Origin of the sequence: Hoeflea marina, from assembly GCF_003182275.1 — a bacterium.
GTDB lineage: Bacteria > Pseudomonadota > Alphaproteobacteria > Rhizobiales > Rhizobiaceae > Hoeflea > Hoeflea marina.
Genome location: NZ_QGTR01000003.1, coordinates 779,683 through 796,737 on the forward strand (window position 1 = coordinate 779,683; position 17,055 = coordinate 796,737).

Consider the following 17,055-nt stretch of genomic DNA (forward strand, 5'->3'; position numbering starts at 1 on the left):
CGATCACTCCGCGGCGTCCCTGCTGGCTTCCAGATCATGCGGGATCCGGCAGGTCACCTGCGTGCCTTCTCCTTCACGACAATCGATCGTCACCTGGCCGTGGTGCAGGCCGACAAAGCTCTCCACGATCGACAGGCCGAGGCCCGCACCGCGGCGCCGGCCGCCCTGGCCGCCGGTCTCGAAGCGGGAAAAGGCATTCTTGAGCATGTCGGACGGGATGCCGGGTCCCGAATCGCTGATCGTGAAGACCGTGTCGCTGGTGTCGCGCCAGCAGGCCAGACGGATCACCGACCCTTCCGGGGCGAAATTGGCGGCATTCATCAGCAGCTTGAACAGAATCTGCTTGAGACGCTGGTGGTCGCCCTGCATGGCTGCCGGAGCGTTGGCGATGTCGATCTCCAGCCGCAGGCCGTCCTCTTTCAGGCGGTCGGCGATCAGGGCCGCCGCCTCGGCCACCAGATCCGCCGCGGCGACATCGCCGATCTCGAGCCGCATGATGCCGGCATCGACGGTCGCCAGATCGAGGATGTCATTGACGATCGTCAGCAGCATGGATGACGAGGTGGAGATGTGGTCGAGATATTCGGCCTGCCGGTCATTGAGTTCGCCCATCCCGGGCGTCCGCAAAAGATCGGTGAAGCCGATGATGTTGGTCAGCGGCGAGCGCAGCTCATAGGAGACGTGCTGGACGAACTCGTTCTTGAGCTTGTCGGCCTTCTGCAACGCCTCGTTCTTTTCGGTCAGCATCCGCTCGGCGCCGACGCTGTCGGTGACATTGGCGAAGGCGATCATGGTCTGCGCATCCGGCAGCGGCACGACGGCGTAGTCGAGGATCAGGCCCGTGGCCAGTTCGATGCGGCCGTCGCGGGTCTTGCGCTCATCATCGAAGCCGGTGATCGATCCAGCGAACATCCGCCAGCCGTCCGGCTGGTCATAGGATGGGCGACACAGCGCTGTGACATCACGGATATGGGCGCCGGGCCGCGTTTCGGCTTCGCTGAGACCCCAGAGGGCGCGAAAGGCGGTGTTGCACAGGCGCAGCTTGCCGTCCGGCCCGAAGACGCAGATTCCCTCGGCAAGATGGTCGATGGTCTCGCCCTGGACACGCAGCAGCGTGTTGTAGCGCGCTTCCAGGTCGACCTTCTCGGTCAGGTTCTCGAATATCCAGGTGGCGCCGCCCTGCGGATGCGCATTGGCGAAGACGTTGAGCGTCTGTCCGTCCGGCAGATGCCAGAGATGCGGCTGCGCCTCGATGGAGCGATAGACCGACAGCACCTGCTCCTTCCAGTCGCGCCAGGAGTGCGGCTCCGGCAGCTTGCCTTCGACCCGCAGCCGCTCGAGGAACTCGCCGTTGTCGGGTCGTCTGGCGAGATAGGGTGCGTCAAGATCCCAGAGTCGCTGGAAGGCCTGGTTGAAGAACTGCAGCCGCTGGTCGCGGTCGAAGATGGCCACCGGCGTGGCCAGGTGGTCCAGCGTGTCGGCATGGCTGCGCAAGGTGCGGCGCAGCTCCTCGCGGACATCCTCCTCGATGGAGACGTCGCGAGCCAGGCCGGCAAAGCCGGCTCCGGAGCGCACGTCGGTCACATCGAGGAAACGGCGGTGACCGCCGATGACCGTGGAGACCTTTTCATGGAACGGCCGCTCGGTGGTGGCCGCCGCGCGCACCCGCTCGCGTGTCGCGGTTCCGAGCAGCTCCAGCTTGCGGTCAAGCACATCATGGAGGTCGGCGCCCTCGACCGCCTGGACATAGGCGGAATTGACCCAGTTCAGGTTGCCGTCCGGGTCCCGCAACCACACCGGCATGTCGAGCACGTCGAACAGTGTCTGCACGATGTCGAGGGACGCCACCAGCCGGGCGCGCTCGGCCTTCAGGCTGGCGAGTTCGGCGCGCACATTGGAAAGGGCGACGAAGCGGACGAAGGCACGGCCGCCCGACACCCGCCCCTGGGCCTCGATGACATGGCCGCGGACCGTCTCGAGCACCAGGTCGAAGCGCTCGGCGCTGGAGCGGAGCTGGTCGATGGCCTGCTGCAGGCCGGCGGCCGACCGCGCATCGAGCCAGCGCCCGAACGCCAGGAAGTCGGCCGTCGATTGCGGCGCGCCGGTCTCCGCGGGCAGATTTCCCAGGAATTCCGCCGGAAGGCCCACTCCTTCCCAGATGATGATGCGGCGGTCGCGGTCGACGACCAGCGCGTGATAACGGGCGACATGGGCATTTGCGTCGGCCAGGGAGCTGCGCAGGACGGCATTCTCCGCGTCGATCTTGCCGCGTTCGCGGATGAGCCAGATGGCCGAGATCATCGCCGCGGAGATGGCGCCGATGACCATCGCGAAATTGACGACTTCAAGCGACGACACCGAGAATTCGGAGGCGGCCTCGGCCGCGCCGGCCGATGCCGTCACCAGGGCGGTGGTGCCTGCCAGGAGGGAGCGGAGCGACTTCGACGCAATCCGTGCGCGCGGGGTTTTCACCTGCTTCATTGCATCCAAATCAACCTGCACCGGCATGCCTCCGTCCCCTTGCCGCCTGATTGACAAGACACCGCCGATTCATCCCGTCGGCCCGTTCCGACCCTGAGCGAATCAATTGCCAAAAACATACCGGTTTCGCGAATCACGGTGAAGGGGACAGGGGTCAAAAAGAAACCGCATCCTTGTTGTCAAGAATGCGGTTTCAAGATGTTGTGGTTATGGACAGATAAATCAGTACCTGTAGTGTTCCGACTTGAACGGGCCCTTCGGGCTGACGCCGATATAGGCGGCCTGTTCGTCGGACAATTCGGTCAAACGCGCGCCGAGCTTGTCGAGATGCAGCCGCGCCACCCGTTCGTCGAGGTGCTTGGGCAGGACATAGACCTGATTCTCGTAGTTCTCGCCCTTCGAATAGAGCTCGATCTGGGCCAGAACCTGATTGGTGAAGGACGCACTCATGACGAAGGACGGGTGGCCCGTGGCGTTGCCCAGGTTGAGCAGCCGGCCTTCCGAGAGCAGGATCATCCGCTTGCCGCCGGGGAACTCGATCATGTCGACCTGCGGCTTGATGTTGTCCCATTTGTAGTTGCGCAGCGACACGACCTGGATCTCGTTGTCGAAGTGACCGATGTTGCCGACGATCGCCATGTCCTTCATCTCGCGCATGTGTTCGATGCGGATGACGTCGCGGTTGCCGGTGGTGGTGATGAAGATGTCGGCGGAGGCGACTACGTCCTCGAGGCGAACGACTTCAAATCCGTCCATGGCGGCCTGCAGCGCGCAGATCGGGTCGGCCTCCGTCACCTTGACGCGGGCGCCGGCGCCGCTGAGCGATGCAGCTGAGCCCTTGCCGACGTCGCCGTAACCGCAGACGACGGCAACCTTGCCGGCCATCATCACGTCGGTGGCCCGGCGGATGCCGTCGACCAGCGATTCCTTGCAGCCATACTTGTTGTCGAATTTCGATTTGGTGACCGAATCGTTGACATTGATGGCCGGGAAGGGGAGCAAGCCCTTCTGATGCAGCTGATAGAGCCGGTTGACGCCGGTCGTGGTCTCTTCGGTGACGCCGCGAATCGCATCCCGCTGCTTCGTGAACCAGCCCGGCGACAATTCCATCCGCTTGCGGATCTGCGCGAACAGGATCTCTTCCTCTTCCGAGGCGGGGTTCTTGAGAACATCCTCTCCAGCCTCGGCACGGGCGCCGATCAGGATGTACATTGTGGCATCGCCACCGTCGTCAAGGATCATGTTGGAGAAGCCGCCATCGGGCCACTGGAAGATCCGATCGGAATAGTCCCAGTATTCCGTGAGCGTCTCGCCCTTGACCGCGTAGACCGGAACGCCGCTCGCCGCGATGGCGGCCGCCGCATGGTCCTGGGTCGAGAAGATGTTGCACGAAGCCCAGCGCACTTCCGCACCGAGCGCCACCAGGGTTTCGATCAGCACCGCAGTCTGGATCGTCATGTGCAGCGACCCGGTGATGCGGGCGCCCTTGAGCGGCTTGGAGACGCCGAACTCTTCGCGGCAGGCCATCAGGCCCGGCATTTCCGTTTCGGCGATGGTGATTTCCTTGCGTCCGTAATCGGCCAAGGCAATGTCGGCTACTTTGTAGTCCTGGGTGGCGGACATGGAGGTCTCCCGCTGGATGGCGCCGCCACCGGAGAGCCCGGAGCGATCAGTTCGGCGGTGCCATATCAGGAATCAGAAGCGCGTGCAACCATGACATAAAGATGTCTTTATGTCATGGTTGCCAGGATGCGCATCATGCTTCCTCGCCGAACCGGTCGACGATCAGGGCCTCCAGCGCGTCGAGCACCTCGACGGCCTGGCGGCCGCTGGCGGCAACGTGAATGACACAGCCCGGGCTTGCCGCCAGCATCATCAGCCCCATGATCGACGTGCCGCCGACCGTATTGCCGTCGCGCGTCACCCGGACGTCGGCATCATACCCTTCAACGGTCTGGACAAAGCGCGCCGAGGCCCGCGCGTGCAGGCCACGCTTGTTGATGATCAGCAGTTCCCTGGCCTGGGTGGAGTCGGCGGACGCGATCATTTTCCGGTCAGGAGGCGGCTTGCCACGTTGATGTATTTGCGGCCGGCTTCCTGGGCATCAAACAGCGCCTTCTCCATGTCGGTCGTCGAGCGGATGCCGGCAAGTTTGATCAGCATGGGCAGATTGACTCCGGCAATGACCTCGACGCGTCCGGCCTCCATGACCGAGATCGAGAGATTGGAAGGGGTGCCGCCGAACATGTCGGTCAGGATGATGACGCCCTTGCCGCCCTCGGCGCGAGCGACGGCGCCGACGATGTCGAGGCGACGCTGGTCCATGTCGTCCTCGGGGCCAATGCAGACGGTCTCAAATGCAGTTTGCGGCCCGACCACGTGCTCTAGCGCATGCCGGAACTCTTCCGCGAGCTTGCCATGGGTGACAAGCACCAATCCGATCATTTTGCCTCCACCAGCATTTCAATCCGCCAATATCGCCCTATGCGAGCGCCTATTATTGCTTTGCAACCGTATAATTTTTTTCGTTTTTCATCTTGGCCAGACGAGCGTGAAGTTCAAGTGCAAAAAGGCAGCGGCATGATTGTTTCGAAAGCGGCGAATCACGCGTCCGCGGCGAAGAACCGCTGCCCCAAGAGTCGCAGCACGGCCAGAGGATCCGCCGGCGCGTCATAGAGAATGCGCAAAACGGGGAGCGCAAGACCTTCGAAGTCGGCGGTCTCGTTTTCGACCGGCACCCGGTCGGCACCGCTCGCCGCGCCGGGCGCGACGACGACGTGGATGACCGCAACCGGACACGCCGGAACCAGGACCAGCCCGCTGCCGCGGACTTCCGCCAGCCCGGCGATCGAGGCTGGGGAGCGCGCCAACAGCATGCCGCAAGCGGCGTCCAGCCGCACCCGGTCGTCCGCGACGAGCGCGTGGTGCCAGCCCAGCAGGCCGGCCGCCTGAAGGCATCGCAGCGCCAGCATGGTCTTGCCCGCGCCGGATGGGCCGGTGATCAGCAGGCCGGTTTCACCAACGACGATAGCGGTGGCGTGGGTGGTCCGGCTCGGCCCGTCCGCCATCAGTCGCGCTCCACCGGAAGGTCGATGGTAAACCGGGCGCCGGCCCAGCTGCCCTCCTCGGAACCCGGCATGTTTTCCGCCGTCAGGGTGCCGCCATGCGCCTCGATGATCTGGCGGCTGATCGACAGCCCAAGTCCGGAATTCTGGCCGAAATCCTCGGCGTCCGGACGATCGGTGTAAAAGCGTTCGAACACCCGTTCGATGTTCTCGGCGCGAATGCCGGGACCGTTGTCCTCGATCGTGATGACAACCGAGTCCCCGGGGTGGGCAAGGCGGACCAGAATCCGACCGCCCGGGTCGGGAACGAAGGAGCGGGCGTTTTCGATCAGGTTGGTGATCACCTGGCCGAGCCTGAGATCGTGGCCCGAAACCACGAAGCCCGTCTTGCCGGCCCCGCGGCGGTCGACCTTGAGCTCGATGGCGACCTCCTTGTGCCGGGTGCTGACCTGCCGGGCAATATCGACGAGCCCGGTGACCAGTTGCTGCAGGTCCACCTGGGCGCCGTCCTGGCGAGCCAGTTCGGCGTCCAGCCGGGAGGCGTCGGAAATGTCGCTGATCAGCCGGTCCATGCGGCGGACATCGTGCTCGATGACCTCGAGCAGCCGCTTGCGCGCCGCATCCGTGCGGACCACCGGCAATGTCTCGACGGCGCTGCGAAGCGAGGTCAGCGGATTTTTCAGTTCGTGACTGACATCGGCGGCAAAGCTCTCGATCGAATCGATCCGGTCGTAGAGCGCCGTGGTCATTTCCCGCAGCGCGATCGACAGATTGCCGATCTCGTCCTGACGGGCGGAGAAGTCGGGTATCTCCTCGCGCGCCTTGGCTCCGCGGCGAACCCGGATCGCCGCCGCCGACAGCCGCCGCAACGGCGTGGCGATCGTGCTTGCCAGCAACAGCGACAGGACGATCGTGACGGTCGAGGCGACGCCGAAGACCCGGAAGATCGCCATGCGCTCGGCATGCACGATCTTGTCGATGTCGCCGGCCTGGGTGGAGAGCAGCAGGACGCCGAGCACGGCGCGAAAGCGCTGGATCGGAACCGCCACCGAGACGATGAGCTCGCCCTGCTCGGTGACGCGCACCACGGCGCCGCGCCCGCCGGTCAGCGCATTCATAACCTCGGGATAGATCGAGCCGTCCGAACCGGGCGGCTCCCGGTAGACCGCCAGATCTCGGCGCTGGAACAGGCGGTTGAACAGTCCGGTCACGATCTCGCTGATGCTGCGCGATTCGGGTTCTGCCGGCGGCAGGCCGAACCGCAGCACCTGACCACTGGAATAGAGATAGCGCGAATCCAGCAGCAGGCTGGCATCGGCATCATAGATCCGGGCCCGGGTGCGGGTCGGCGATATCAGCCGCCGGAGCACCGGGGCCACCCGCTCGGGATTGATCGGAAATTCAAGGTTGTCGCTGTTGGCATTGGGCGAGATCGTCTCGCCGGCCTGAAGCTCGAGGAGTTTTTCCGGGTCGATGGTGATGGAATTGGTTTCCACCGAGGCCGAGGCGGCGATGGCGCCGGCGATGATCTCGCCCTGGGTGAGCAGGCTCTCGACCCGGGCATCGATCAGGCCCTCGCGGAACTGGTTGAGGTAGAGGATGCCCGACACCAGCACCAGAAGCGCGACCAGATTGAGGAACAGGATGCGGCGGGTCAGGCTCGAGAACAGGATGTTGCCGAAGACCCGCCGGATCAGGGTCACGGGATGGCCGAGCCCGCGCCACTGCGCGCGGGCCGTCCGGCGGGCCGCATCACCCGCAGTGCCGCTCTCGTCTGTCTCAGCAACCATTGCGCCTGCTTGGTCCGATCCGGCCTGCCGCCCCTGCCGGCATCATCAGGCGGCTTCGCGGAAGCGGTAGCCAACACCGTAGAGGGTCTCGATCATGTCGAAGTCATTGTCGACCATCTTGAACTTCTTGCGCAGCCGCTTGATGTGGCTGTCAATGGTACGGTCATCGACATAGACCTGCTCATCATAGGCGGCATCCATGAGCGCGTCACGGCTCTTGACCACACCGGGTCTCTGGGCGAGTGACTGCAGGATCAGGAATTCGGTCACCGTCAGCGTCACGGGCTCATCCTGCCAGGTGCAGGTGTGCCGCTCCTGGTCCATCACCAGGTGGCCGCGCTCCAGCGACTTGGTCGGCGTGGTCGATGGGCGGCCGGCAGCCCCGGCCTCGCGGCTGGCCGCGCGCCGAAGCACCGCCTTGACGCGTTCGACCAGGAGCCGCTGCGAGAAGGGCTTGGTGATGAAATCGTCGGCTCCCATCTTCAGTCCGAAGAGTTCATCGATCTCCTCGTCCTTCGAGGTCAGGAAGATGACCGGGATGTCGGACTTCTGGCGCAGGCGCCGCAACAGCTCCATGCCGTCCATGCGCGGCATCTTGATATCGAAAATGGCAAGCTGGGGCGGCCGGGCGGTCAGACCGTCGAGTGCCGAGGCGCCATCCGTGTAGGTCTCGACACGATATCCCTCGGCCTCCAATGCCATGGAAACCGATGTCAGGATATTGCGGTCGTCGTCGACGAGCGCGATTGTTTGCATAAGTTCATTCTCCATCATGAGCAGGCCAGACCTCTTGGAAGCGCCCCCGCCTTGATCCGCGTCGACGCCCCCGTGGACGCCCGCAGCGAATTCCCGCGACCCGTCCATGAGGATAAAGTAAGAACAAAATGTGGCACAGATTGCCGGCGCTGTCATTCGGCGTTTGAATCGGCGGCGGTGAAGGCTTCGGCACTGTGAGGCCGACTGAACCGATTGAATCAGACACTTGGCTGTTTAAATCGATTAATATACTGATTTCATTGAGCATTCAACGGATTGGATGTTGTGTTTTCACTTTCTCGAACCTATGGTCCCGCGAAATCTCACTGCACAGCCAGTGCAACGCAAGGGTATCGGAAATGACGCAAGAGTTCGGGATTCGCAATTCGGAAGCGGGCATTGACCTCGCCGGCCTGACAAGAACGGGATCGGTGCGGTACAATTTCGGCGAAGCCGAGCTTGTGGAGCTGGCGGTTGCGCGCGGCGAGGTCAACCTGACCGCCCATGGCGCCGTGCGGGCATTGACCGGCCAGCACACCGGCCGTTCGGCCAAGGACAAATACGTGGTCCGCGACGAGTCCACCGACGGCCAGATCTGGTGGGACAACAACAAGGCGATGTCGCCCGAGGCCTTCGACCTGCTGCACGCCGACATGATGGCGCACGCCGAGGGCCGCGACCTGTTCGTGCAGGACCTGGTCGGCGGCGCGGATGCCGAGCACGCGTTGCCGTCGCGCATCGTCACCGAATACGCCTGGCATGCCCTGTTCATCCGCAATCTTCTCATCCGACCGGAGCGCTCCGAACTCGCCGGATTTGTCCCCGAGCTGACAATCATCAACCTGCCGAGCTTCCGGGCCGATCCGCAACGTCACGGCTGTCGCAGCGAGACCGTGATCGCGGTCAATTTCAGCCGCGGCCTGGTGCTCATCGGCGGCACATCCTATGCCGGAGAAATGAAGAAATCAGTCTTCACCGTGCTCAACTACCTCCTGCCCTCGCGTGACGTCATGCCGATGCACTGCTCTGCCAATGTCGCGCCGGACGGCGCCTCGGCGGTGTTCTTCGGTCTCTCGGGCACGGGCAAGACGACGCTGTCAGCCGACCCGAAGCGCACGCTCGTCGGCGATGACGAGCATGGCTGGGGACCGGACGGCATCTTCAATTTCGAAGGCGGCTGCTATGCCAAGACCATCCGCCTGTCGCGGGAGGCTGAACCGGAGATCTTCGCCACCACGGAGAGATTCGGCACGGTGCTGGAGAATGTGGTGCTGGACGCAAACCGGATTCCCGATTTCAACGACGGCTCGCTGACAGAGAACACCCGCTGCGCCTATCCGCTGCATTTCATCCCCAACGCCAGCGACAGCGGCCGCGCCGGTCACCCGACCAACATCATCATGCTCACTGCCGACGCCTTCGGCGTCATGCCGCCGATCGCCAGGCTCACGCCGGAGCAGGCGATGTATCACTTCCTGTCGGGCTACACCGCCAAGGTCGCCGGCACCGAGAAGGGCGTGACCGAGCCGGAGGCAACGTTCTCCACCTGCTTCGGGGCGCCGTTCATGCCAAGGCACCCGTCCGAATACGGCAATCTGCTGCGCCGCTTCATCAACGATCACGGCGTCAACTGCTGGCTGGTCAACACCGGCTGGACTGGCGGCGCCTACGGCATCGGCCGGCGGATGCCGATCAAGGCGACACGGACCCTGCTGTCAGCGGCGCTTGACGGATCGCTCAGCGATGCCCGGTTCCGGATCGACGATAATTTCGGATTCTCCGTGCCAGTCGCTGTCGAGGGCGTCGACACGGCCATTCTCGATCCGCGGTCGACCTGGTCCGACAGCGCAGCCTACGACCGGGCGGCCGACCGGCTGGTCCAGATGTTCATCGCGAATTTCGCCAAGTTCGAGGCCCATGTCGACGGCGCCGTTCTCGATGCGGCACCTGCCTTCCGGATCGCGGCCGAATAGCCGGCCAATCCGGCGGCAAGCGGTTTTGCAGGCCCCGTTGACCGGACGGGGCCTGTCGCGCATCCTAGGGCGAGACGTCCCGATTCAGGCACAGCCGCTCCCCATGACCGTTGCACCACCAGTCCGATCATCGCCCGCCTGCCGGATTTCCCCTGGCGGGACAGCCGTGCGCGGGCGACGGCCAGCCGGAACCCGGATCTAGACCATGGCCTCCGCTCCGCTTCACGCCGCCCGCGGGATCGTCATCGCCGGCTGGGAACTCGACGAGAGCTTCATCCGCGCCTCCGGTCCCGGCGGACAGAACGTCAACAAGGTGTCGACCGCCGTCCAGTTGCGGTTCGATATCCGCAATTCCCCCTCGCTGCCGGAGCGGGTGAAGACCAACGCGATCCGCCTCGGCGGCAGCCGGGTGTCGAAGGAGGGCGCGATCATCATCGAGGCCAACCGGTTCCGCACCCAGGAGCGAAACCGGGCCGACGCCCGCGCCCGGTTGCTTGAACTGATCGACGAGGCCTCGGAGCCGCCGCCGCCGCCGCGGCGGAAGACCAGGCCCGGGCGGGGCGCGATCGAGCGGCGGCTCACATCCAAGGCGGGCCGCGGCCAGCTCAAGAGAACCCGCGGCAAGGTGAGCGAGGAGTGATGTCCGGTCCCAGGCCTCACAAATCGGGTTTGCAAGCCCCGGCGCCCGTGCTTTAGTCGGGCGCGGTTCAACAGGAGAGTCTCCATGGGTATCTACGACTTCATCAAATCGGCCGGCAAGAAGCTTGGCCTGGGCGGCGATGACGAGCCGGACGCCGAGGCCATCAAGAAGGAACTGGACTCGCACAAGCTCGGAACCGAGAAGATCGACGTCAGCGTCGACGGCGACAAGGTAACCCTGCGCGGCGTGGTCAAGGATCAGTCGATCTTCGAGAAGGCGATCGTCGCCGTCGGCAACACGCTCGGCATCTCCATGGTGGAGGCGGCCGAGCTGAAGGTGATGGTGCCCGATTCCGGCCTCTCGCTCGATTCCGCCGACATGACGGAACTGGTCAAGGCATCCACCGCGGCGGTGGAACCCCGTTTCCACACCGTCAAGAAGGGCGACAATCTGTGGAAGATCGCCGAGGCAGCCTACGGCAAGGGCAAGGGCAGCAAGCACACGGTCATCTTCGAGGCCAACCGGCCGATGCTCTCCCACCCCGACAAGATCTATCCGGGTCAGGTGCTGCGGATTCCGGAGCTGGAGACCGCCTGAGCACCGCCGATCCCGGGAGTGAAGCGATGATGGTCTTGCCGAAAGGCGTTCGCCATATTCCCGGGCGGCTCGACCGCCCGGGCCAGCAGGCGCTCGTCGACGACATCAGGGCGGTGGTCGAGGCGGCGCCGCTGTTCCGGCCGGAAATGCCCAGAACCGGAAAGCCCTTCAGTGTGAGGATGACCAATTGCGGTTCACTCGGCTGGGTCGCCGACAAGGGTGGGTATCGCTACCAGGCAAACCATCCGGTCACCGGTGAGCCCTGGCCGGCGATTCCCGATCGGCTGCTGCAGATCTGGCGCGAATTCTCCGGCTACGACTTTCCGCCGGAAGCCTGCCTGGTCAATTTCTATGAGGCAGGCGCTCGCATGGGGCTGCACCAGGACCGCGACGAGCAGGACTTCGACGCACCCGTGCTCTCCGTGTCGCTCGGGGATGCCTGCCTGTTTCGCATCGGCGAGGCCAGCCGGTCCGGACCCACCCGGTCATTCCGGCTGGAAAGCGGCGACATCGTCGTGCTTGGCGGCGAAGGCCGGCTGGCCTTCCACGGCGTCGACAAGATCTATCCGATGACCTCGACGCTGCTGAAGAACGGCGGCCGGATCAACCTGACCCTGCGGCGCGTGACCCGGCCGTAGAGCACTTTCCCGTTCTGCAAGATCGGAGAGGCGCTCAGGACTGTCGGTCGGTCGCGGCGTCCCGCGGACCCGATCATCTCGCCCGGACATCTTAACCCGTCCCCTGACCGTGGCCTCGCCGGCACGGCATCAGAGCTTGCGCAGCGCGACCTGCTCGATGAGGTGGTCGGGTCCCTTGCGCAGGATCAGGTCGGCGCGCGGCCGCGTCGGCAGGATGTTCTGATGCAGGTTGCGCAGGTTGATGGTCTGCCACAGGTTCTCGGCGATGGCGCGCGCCGCCTCCTCCTTGATCGCCGCATAGCGATGGAAGAACGAATCCGGATTGCGGAACGCGGTGTCCCTCAACCGCATGAAGCGATCGACATACCAGGTGTGGATGTCTGCCTCGTCGGCGTCGATGTAGATCGAGAAATCGAAGAAGTCCGAGACGAAGGGGACAATCTTGCCGCCCTCCGGCAGATCCCGGACCTGCAGCACATTGATGCCCTCGAAAATGAGGATGTCGGGCCGGTCCACCACCTGGAACTCGCCCGGCAGCACGTCGTAGGTCATGTGCGAATAGCAGGGCGCACTGACATTGGGCCGGCCGGCCTTGATGTCGGACAGAAAGCGCAGCACGGTGCCGACATCGTAGCTTTCCGGGAAGCCCTTGCGGTCCATCAGATTCTCGCGCCGCAGCACCTCGTTGGGGTAGAGGAAGCCGTCGGTGGTCACCAGATCCACTTTCGGGCTGGCCGGCCAGCGCTTCAGCAGTTCCGCCAGCACACGGGCGGTGGTGGACTTGCCCACTGCCACCGAACCGGCGATGCCGATGATGAACGGCGTCTTGGAGACATCGGACAGGTTGAGGAAGCGCTTGCGCTGCTCGAACAGCATCTGCGAGGATTCGACATGCGCCGACAGCAGTCGCGACAGCGACAGATAGATGCGCCGGACCTCGTCGAGATCGACCGGATCATTGAGCGACCTCAGGCGGCGGACTTCGTCCTCGGTCAGCGTCATGGGCGTGTCGGCGCGGAACCCGGCCCAGTTCTCCGTGGTGAAGAATCGGTAGGGTGAAAAATCGTCGCCGCGAAAGTGATCCAGTGCGGCCGGCGCGTTGTTCATCTGGTCCATACTCAATCCGATCGTCGGGCCGCCTTCTCCGCAAGTCCCGATTGCGCCGTCCGCGCCTCAAGTTCGGCCAGCACGTCGGCCAGCGGAATGTCCGCCACCCTTAACACGACCAGCAGGTGAAAGAGAAGATCGGCCGATTCCAGCACAAGGGCCGGGCGGTCGCCCGTGACCGCGGCAATGACGGTCTCGACCGCCTCCTCGCCGAGCTTCTTCGACGCCTTTGCCATCCCGCCCGCCACCAGCCTGGCGGTCCAGGACTGGGTCGGGTCGGCTTGCGCCCGCTCGGCGACAATGCGCTCAAGGTCTTCAAGTCGGAAATCTGTCATTGCTGCTGCTCCGCCATCCGCATCATGCCAAGCGGACCGCCAGGCCGGCTGCGGCCATGTGCTTCTTGGCCTCGAGGATTGTATAGGTCCCGAAATGAAAGATCGAGGCGGCCAGCACCGCGGTGGCATGACCGTCGCGGATTCCCGCGACCAGATGATCGAGGGTACCGACACCGCCCGAGGCGATCACGGGCGCCCGGATGGCATCGGCGACGGCGCGCGTGAGCGCGATGTCATAGCCGGCCTTGGTGCCGTCGCGGTCCATCGAGGTGAGCAGGATCTCGCCGGCGCCGAGCGCCACGACCCGATCGGCGAACTCGATCGCGTCTATGCCCGTGGGCGTTCGGCCGCCATGGGTGAAGATCTCCCAGCGTTCGGACTCGCCCGGACGCGAGACCTTCTTGGCGTCGATGGCGACGACGATGCACTGATTGCCGAACTTGTCGGCCGCCTCGGCGACGAAATCCGGATTGCTGACGGCCGCGGTGTTGATCGAGACCTTGTCGGCACCGGCGAGCAGGAGCTTGCGGATGTCGCCGACGGCCCGGACGCCGCCGCCGACGGTCAGCGGCATGAAGCACTGGTCGGCGGTGCGGGCGATGACATCGAAGATCGTCTCGCGGTTGTCGGATGACGCGGTGATGTCGAGGAAGCACAGTTCGTCGGCGCCGGCCACGTCATAGGCGCGCGCCGCCTCGACCGGGTCGCCGGCATCGACGAGATCGACGAAATTGACGCCCTTGACGACACGGCCGTCCTTGACGTCGAGACAGGGGATGACGCGGGACTTGAGAGTCATTGAGCCGGATTCCTTCCTTGTCGGCGCATCACCAGTCCGAGGACCAGGACGATGAGCCATACCGCCAGCGCGGCCGCCCCGGCGGGGACCGTGAAAAACATGAACCAGCCGGCCACGAACATGATGGCCAGCGTCTCGCCGTGATCGACGCCGGCGATGACGCAGGGGTGGACGCCGCCCTCGTTGAGCACGCAGTCATTGGCCGCGGCGATCCAGCTCGACAGCAGCACAGACAGCAGGGGGGCCGTGGCAAACAGGATGATGACGACCAGCAGCACCGACATGAGCGCGGCAAAGCCGCGCCGGCGTCGCGGCGTCTGCGCGGCGGCGATCATCGTTGCGCATCCGCCTTGAGAAGCGCCAGCGCCTCAGCCGGGTCGATGCGTCCGTCATAGAGCGCCCGGCCCGAGATCACGCCTTCCAGCCGGGCTGCATCCGGCATCGTCATGCGCACGATGTCGGCCATGGACGCCAGCCCGCCCGACGCGATGACAGGGATGGAGACCGCCTCGGCGAGATCGATGGTCGCGTCCCAGTTGATGCCGGAGAGCACGCCGTCGCGATCGATGTCGGTGTAGATGATGGCGGCAACGCCGGCGCCCTCGAACTTCCGCGCCAGCTCGATGACGTCGAGTTCGGAGGCTTCGGCCCAGCCCTCGACGGCAACCTTGCCGCCCTTGGCATCGATGCCGACGGCGATCCGGCCGGGGAACAGCCTGCAGGCCTGCCTGACGAGCTCCGGATCGCGCACCGCGACGGTGCCCAGAATGACGCGGGCGAGGCCCCTGGAAAGCCAGCTTTCGATATGGGCGAGCGTGCGGATGCCGCCGCCGAGCTGCACCGGGTTGGCGGTCGCCGCGAGAATGGCCTCGACCGCTCCTCCGTTGACCGACTGGCCCTCGAAGGCTCCGTTGAGATCGACCACATGCAGCCAGTCGAAGCCCTGCTCCTCGAAGGCCCGCGCCTGGGCGGCGGGATCGTCGTTGTAGACGGTGGCGGTGGCCATGTCGCCGAGCTTCAGCCGCACGCACTGGCCGTCCTTCAGATCGATAGCGGGAAAGAGGATCTTGCTCGTCATGGGAATGTCACCGTCCCGTTCATCGTCATGGCTTCCAACGGAGAAAATTGGCAATCAGCGCCAGGCCCAGCGTCTGGCTCTTCTCCGGGTGAAACTGGGTGCCGGCCCGGTTGCCGCTGACCACCGCCGCCGTCACCGGGCCGCCGTAGTCGGTTCGCGCCAGAACGTCGTCGGCGGACGCGGCCTTGAGATGATAGGAATGCACGAAATAGGCGTGCAGCCCGTCCGGGCCGGTGGGGATGCCATCGAACAGCGGGTGCGGGCGCGCCAGGTCCAGGGTGTTCCAGCCGATCTGCGGAATCTTCAGCGCCGGATCGTCGGGCGTGATCTCGACGACATCGCCGCCGATCCAGTCGAATCCCGGCGACACCGTCTTTTCCAGCCCCCGCGTCGACATCAGCTGCATGCCGACGCAGATGCCGAGAAAAGGCCTCGCCCTGGTCTCGACCACCTCGCGCAAGGCTTCGTGCATGCCGGGCACTGCGTCCAGGCCGGCGAGACAATCCGCATAGGCGCCAACTCCGGGCAGCACCACCCGGTCGCAGCCGGCGACCAGATCCGCATCCGCCGTCAGGAGAATGTCGGCGGCGATCCCGGCCTCGCGAGCGGCGCGCTCGAAGGCCTTGGTGGCGGAGCGGAGATTGCCCGAGCCGTAATCGATGATGGCGACCTGCATCGGCCTCAACCCTTCTGCCATGGAACAAGACCGATGGAGGCCCGCTCATCGCCGGCGGCCGAACGAGCCCGTGCAGGCGCGGCCGCAGCCGGACGCAGCACCCGCGCGGCATCAGGCCAGCCGGCCACATGCATGTCGAAGGCGGTCTCCGCATCCGGCGCCTCGATGACATCGACTAGACGCCAGCCGCGCCGCACCAGAGTTCTGACACGCCAGTTGGCGCCTTCCAGACCGACGCACAGAACGATGCAGAAGGCGAGAACACATCCCGCGAGGGTCCAGTGCGGTGTGGCCATGGCCAGGACGGCGATCACAAGGCCGAAGATGACCAGCGCCGCCTGCAGCCACAGCCGGCTCGTCAGCAGCCAGAGGGCGCTGAACCAGAATGCCGGCCACGAAAACGAATCCCTGATGACGACGGAGCCGTCATCAGGCAGGGGCGCCTCGGGGCGGGCGAGAATGAGCTGAGTTGCCATGACGATCTTCCATCAACGATCCGACCCGGCCGGGTCTACACCAGCGTGCCCTTGGTCGAGGGCACGCGCCCGGCCTGGCGCGGGTCGATCTCGCAGGCGGTCCGGAGCACACGCGCCACCGCCTTGAAGCAGGATTCCGCGATATGGTGGCTGTTGGCGCCGTAAAGATTGTGCACATGCAGGGTCACTCCCGCATGCTGGGCCAGCGCCTGGAAGAATTCGCGCACCAGCTCGGTGTCGAAGCCGCCGATCTTGGGGGCGGTGAATCGCACATCCCAGACCAGAAACGGCCGACCGGACACGTCGATGGCCGCGCGGGTCATGGTTTCATCCATCGGCAGGTCGATGGAGGCATAGCGGCAGATGCCCTTGCGATCGCCCAGCGCCCGCGACAACGCCTGGCCGATGGCGATACCAGTGTCCTCGACGGTGTGGTGATCGTCGATGTGCAGGTCGCCGCTGGCGGAAATCTCCATGTCGATGAGGGAATGCCGCGACAGCTGCTCGAGCATGTGGTCGAAGAAGCCGATGCCGGTTGCGATGCTGCCCGCCCCGGTTCCATCGACGGAAACGCTCACGGCTATTTCGGTCTCATTGGTCTTTCGCGACACCGCTGCGGCGCGTCGGGTTTCGGCAAGTGCCAT

Annotated in this window: 19 protein-coding genes; 4 read left to right on the forward strand and 15 right to left on the reverse strand. The window is 64.9% G+C overall.

Annotated elements, in window-relative coordinates; genetic code table 11:
• Nucleotides 1-3: 3 nt before the first annotated feature.
• From DFR52_RS14860 to DFR52_RS14890, 7 genes are all read right to left on the reverse strand, one after another.
• Entirely contained in the window at nucleotides 4-2,481 is a 2,478-nt protein-coding gene (locus tag DFR52_RS14860; protein WP_110032892.1) for a sensor histidine kinase, read from the reverse strand.
• A gap of 222 nt (nucleotides 2,482-2,703) precedes the next feature.
• Nucleotides 2,704-4,104, reverse strand: a complete 1,401-nt coding sequence (gene ahcY, locus DFR52_RS14865) for an adenosylhomocysteinase (protein WP_110032723.1) — start codon at nucleotides 4,102-4,104, stop codon at nucleotides 2,704-2,706.
• Nucleotides 4,105-4,237: 133 nt separating this feature from the next.
• Nucleotides 4,238-4,528 (reverse strand): HPr family phosphocarrier protein, encoded by a 291-nt coding sequence (locus tag DFR52_RS14870; RefSeq protein ID WP_110032724.1) that lies wholly within the window; start codon nucleotides 4,526-4,528, stop codon nucleotides 4,238-4,240.
• On the reverse strand, nucleotides 4,525-4,926 hold the full coding sequence (locus DFR52_RS14875; protein WP_110032725.1) for a PTS sugar transporter subunit IIA: 402 nt from the start codon (nucleotides 4,924-4,926) through the stop codon (nucleotides 4,525-4,527). The genes DFR52_RS14870 and DFR52_RS14875 overlap by 4 nt, the downstream gene beginning before the upstream one ends.
• A gap of 158 nt (nucleotides 4,927-5,084) precedes the next feature.
• A complete protein-coding gene (locus tag DFR52_RS14880; protein ID WP_110032726.1) occupies nucleotides 5,085-5,549 on the reverse strand; it encodes an HPr kinase/phosphorylase in 465 nt (154 codons plus the stop codon).
• Nucleotides 5,549-7,336 carry a sensor histidine kinase gene (locus DFR52_RS14885; RefSeq protein WP_110032727.1) on the reverse strand — a complete coding sequence of 596 codons (1,788 nt, stop codon included), beginning with the start codon at nucleotides 7,334-7,336 and terminating at the stop codon, nucleotides 5,549-5,551. The genes DFR52_RS14880 and DFR52_RS14885 overlap by 1 nt, the downstream gene beginning before the upstream one ends.
• Before the next feature lie 45 nt (nucleotides 7,337-7,381).
• Entirely contained in the window at nucleotides 7,382-8,092 is a 711-nt protein-coding gene (locus tag DFR52_RS14890; protein WP_110032728.1) for a response regulator transcription factor, read from the reverse strand.
• Nucleotides 8,093-8,451: 359 nt separating this feature from the next.
• Between DFR52_RS14890 and DFR52_RS14895 the strand changes: the two genes are divergently transcribed.
• The 4 genes from DFR52_RS14895 to DFR52_RS14910 all read left to right on the forward strand — a co-directional run bounded on the left by DFR52_RS14895 (nucleotide 8,452) and on the right by DFR52_RS14910 (nucleotide 11,940).
• Entirely contained in the window at nucleotides 8,452-10,065 is a 1,614-nt protein-coding gene (locus DFR52_RS14895; RefSeq protein WP_110032729.1) for a phosphoenolpyruvate carboxykinase, read from the forward strand.
• 205 nt (nucleotides 10,066-10,270) lie between these two features.
• Entirely contained in the window at nucleotides 10,271-10,705 is a 435-nt protein-coding gene (gene arfB / locus DFR52_RS14900; protein WP_110032730.1) for an alternative ribosome rescue aminoacyl-tRNA hydrolase ArfB, read from the forward strand.
• Between the two features lie 84 nt (nucleotides 10,706-10,789).
• The gene (gene lysM / locus DFR52_RS14905; RefSeq protein WP_110032731.1) at nucleotides 10,790-11,302 is read left to right on the forward strand and encodes a peptidoglycan-binding protein LysM; all 513 of its coding nucleotides are present in this window, start codon (nucleotides 10,790-10,792) and stop codon (nucleotides 11,300-11,302) included.
• 26 nt (nucleotides 11,303-11,328) lie between these two features.
• Entirely contained in the window at nucleotides 11,329-11,940 is a 612-nt protein-coding gene (locus tag DFR52_RS14910) for an alpha-ketoglutarate-dependent dioxygenase AlkB (protein WP_110032732.1), read from the forward strand.
• Between the two features lie 129 nt (nucleotides 11,941-12,069).
• Here DFR52_RS14910 and coaA read toward each other — a convergent pair whose 3' ends face one another.
• From coaA to hisB, 8 genes are read right to left on the reverse strand one after another with little or no spacing between them, the layout of a single operon-like run.
• Entirely contained in the window at nucleotides 12,070-13,056 is a 987-nt protein-coding gene (gene coaA / locus DFR52_RS14915; protein ID WP_110032733.1) for a type I pantothenate kinase, read from the reverse strand.
• Between the two features lie 2 nt (nucleotides 13,057-13,058).
• Entirely contained in the window at nucleotides 13,059-13,382 is a 324-nt protein-coding gene (locus DFR52_RS14920) for a phosphoribosyl-ATP diphosphatase (protein ID WP_110032734.1), read from the reverse strand.
• Nucleotides 13,383-13,404: 22 nt separating this feature from the next.
• Nucleotides 13,405-14,181 (reverse strand): imidazole glycerol phosphate synthase subunit HisF, encoded by a 777-nt coding sequence (gene hisF / locus DFR52_RS14925; RefSeq protein WP_110032735.1) that lies wholly within the window; start codon nucleotides 14,179-14,181, stop codon nucleotides 13,405-13,407.
• Nucleotides 14,178-14,516: a hypothetical protein gene (locus DFR52_RS14930; RefSeq protein WP_110032736.1), complete on the reverse strand. Its 339-nt coding sequence runs from the start codon at nucleotides 14,514-14,516 to the stop codon at nucleotides 14,178-14,180. The genes hisF and DFR52_RS14930 overlap by 4 nt, the downstream gene beginning before the upstream one ends.
• Complete coding sequence (hisA, locus tag DFR52_RS14935) at nucleotides 14,513-15,259, reverse strand: 1-(5-phosphoribosyl)-5-[(5-phosphoribosylamino)methylideneamino]imidazole-4-carboxamide isomerase (protein ID WP_110032737.1); 747 nt, start codon at nucleotides 15,257-15,259, stop codon at nucleotides 14,513-14,515. Before hisA ends, DFR52_RS14930 begins: the two co-directional genes overlap by 4 nt.
• Before the next feature lie 25 nt (nucleotides 15,260-15,284).
• Nucleotides 15,285-15,935, reverse strand: a complete 651-nt coding sequence (hisH, locus tag DFR52_RS14940) for an imidazole glycerol phosphate synthase subunit HisH (protein ID WP_110032738.1) — start codon at nucleotides 15,933-15,935, stop codon at nucleotides 15,285-15,287.
• A gap of 5 nt (nucleotides 15,936-15,940) precedes the next feature.
• Nucleotides 15,941-16,411, reverse strand: a complete 471-nt coding sequence (locus DFR52_RS14945; protein ID WP_110032739.1) for a DUF2628 domain-containing protein — start codon at nucleotides 16,409-16,411, stop codon at nucleotides 15,941-15,943.
• 35 nt (nucleotides 16,412-16,446) lie between these two features.
• Nucleotides 16,447-17,055 (reverse strand): imidazoleglycerol-phosphate dehydratase HisB, encoded by a 609-nt coding sequence (gene hisB, locus DFR52_RS14950; RefSeq protein ID WP_110032740.1) that lies wholly within the window; start codon nucleotides 17,053-17,055, stop codon nucleotides 16,447-16,449.

What these genes read in the sequence shown, in the direction of transcription:
- DFR52_RS14860 (WP_110032892.1), bottom strand. Translation starts at nt 2,481, where the DNA reads ATGAAGCAGGTGAAAACCCCGCGCGCACGGATTGCGTCGAAGTCGCTC.
- ahcY (WP_110032723.1), bottom strand. Translation starts at nt 4,104, where the DNA reads ATGTCCGCCACCCAGGACTACAAAGTAGCCGACATTGCCTTGGCCGAT.
- DFR52_RS14870 (WP_110032724.1), bottom strand. Translation starts at nt 4,528, where the DNA reads ATGATCGCGTCCGCCGACTCCACCCAGGCCAGGGAACTGCTGATCATC.
- DFR52_RS14875 (WP_110032725.1), bottom strand. Translation starts at nt 4,926, where the DNA reads ATGATCGGATTGGTGCTTGTCACCCATGGCAAGCTCGCGGAAGAGTTC.
- DFR52_RS14880 (WP_110032726.1), bottom strand. Translation starts at nt 5,549, where the DNA reads ATGGCGGACGGGCCGAGCCGGACCACCCACGCCACCGCTATCGTCGTT.
- DFR52_RS14885 (WP_110032727.1), bottom strand. Translation starts at nt 7,336, where the DNA reads ATGGTTGCTGAGACAGACGAGAGCGGCACTGCGGGTGATGCGGCCCGC.
- DFR52_RS14890 (WP_110032728.1), bottom strand. Translation starts at nt 8,092, where the DNA reads ATGCAAACAATCGCGCTCGTCGACGACGACCGCAATATCCTGACATCG.
- DFR52_RS14895 (WP_110032729.1), top strand. Translation starts at nt 8,452, where the DNA reads ATGACGCAAGAGTTCGGGATTCGCAATTCGGAAGCGGGCATTGACCTC.
- arfB (WP_110032730.1), top strand. Translation starts at nt 10,271, where the DNA reads ATGGCCTCCGCTCCGCTTCACGCCGCCCGCGGGATCGTCATCGCCGGC.
- lysM (WP_110032731.1), top strand. Translation starts at nt 10,790, where the DNA reads ATGGGTATCTACGACTTCATCAAATCGGCCGGCAAGAAGCTTGGCCTG.
- DFR52_RS14910 (WP_110032732.1), top strand. Translation starts at nt 11,329, where the DNA reads ATGATGGTCTTGCCGAAAGGCGTTCGCCATATTCCCGGGCGGCTCGAC.
- coaA (WP_110032733.1), bottom strand. Translation starts at nt 13,056, where the DNA reads ATGGACCAGATGAACAACGCGCCGGCCGCACTGGATCACTTTCGCGGC.
- DFR52_RS14920 (WP_110032734.1), bottom strand. Translation starts at nt 13,382, where the DNA reads ATGACAGATTTCCGACTTGAAGACCTTGAGCGCATTGTCGCCGAGCGG.
- hisF (WP_110032735.1), bottom strand. Translation starts at nt 14,181, where the DNA reads ATGACTCTCAAGTCCCGCGTCATCCCCTGTCTCGACGTCAAGGACGGC.
- DFR52_RS14930 (WP_110032736.1), bottom strand. Translation starts at nt 14,516, where the DNA reads ATGATCGCCGCCGCGCAGACGCCGCGACGCCGGCGCGGCTTTGCCGCG.
- hisA (WP_110032737.1), bottom strand. Translation starts at nt 15,259, where the DNA reads ATGACGAGCAAGATCCTCTTTCCCGCTATCGATCTGAAGGACGGCCAG.
- hisH (WP_110032738.1), bottom strand. Translation starts at nt 15,935, where the DNA reads ATGCAGGTCGCCATCATCGATTACGGCTCGGGCAATCTCCGCTCCGCC.
- DFR52_RS14945 (WP_110032739.1), bottom strand. Translation starts at nt 16,411, where the DNA reads ATGGCAACTCAGCTCATTCTCGCCCGCCCCGAGGCGCCCCTGCCTGAT.
- hisB (WP_110032740.1), bottom strand. Translation starts at nt 17,055, where the DNA reads ATGGCACTTGCCGAAACCCGACGCGCCGCAGCGGTGTCGCGAAAGACC.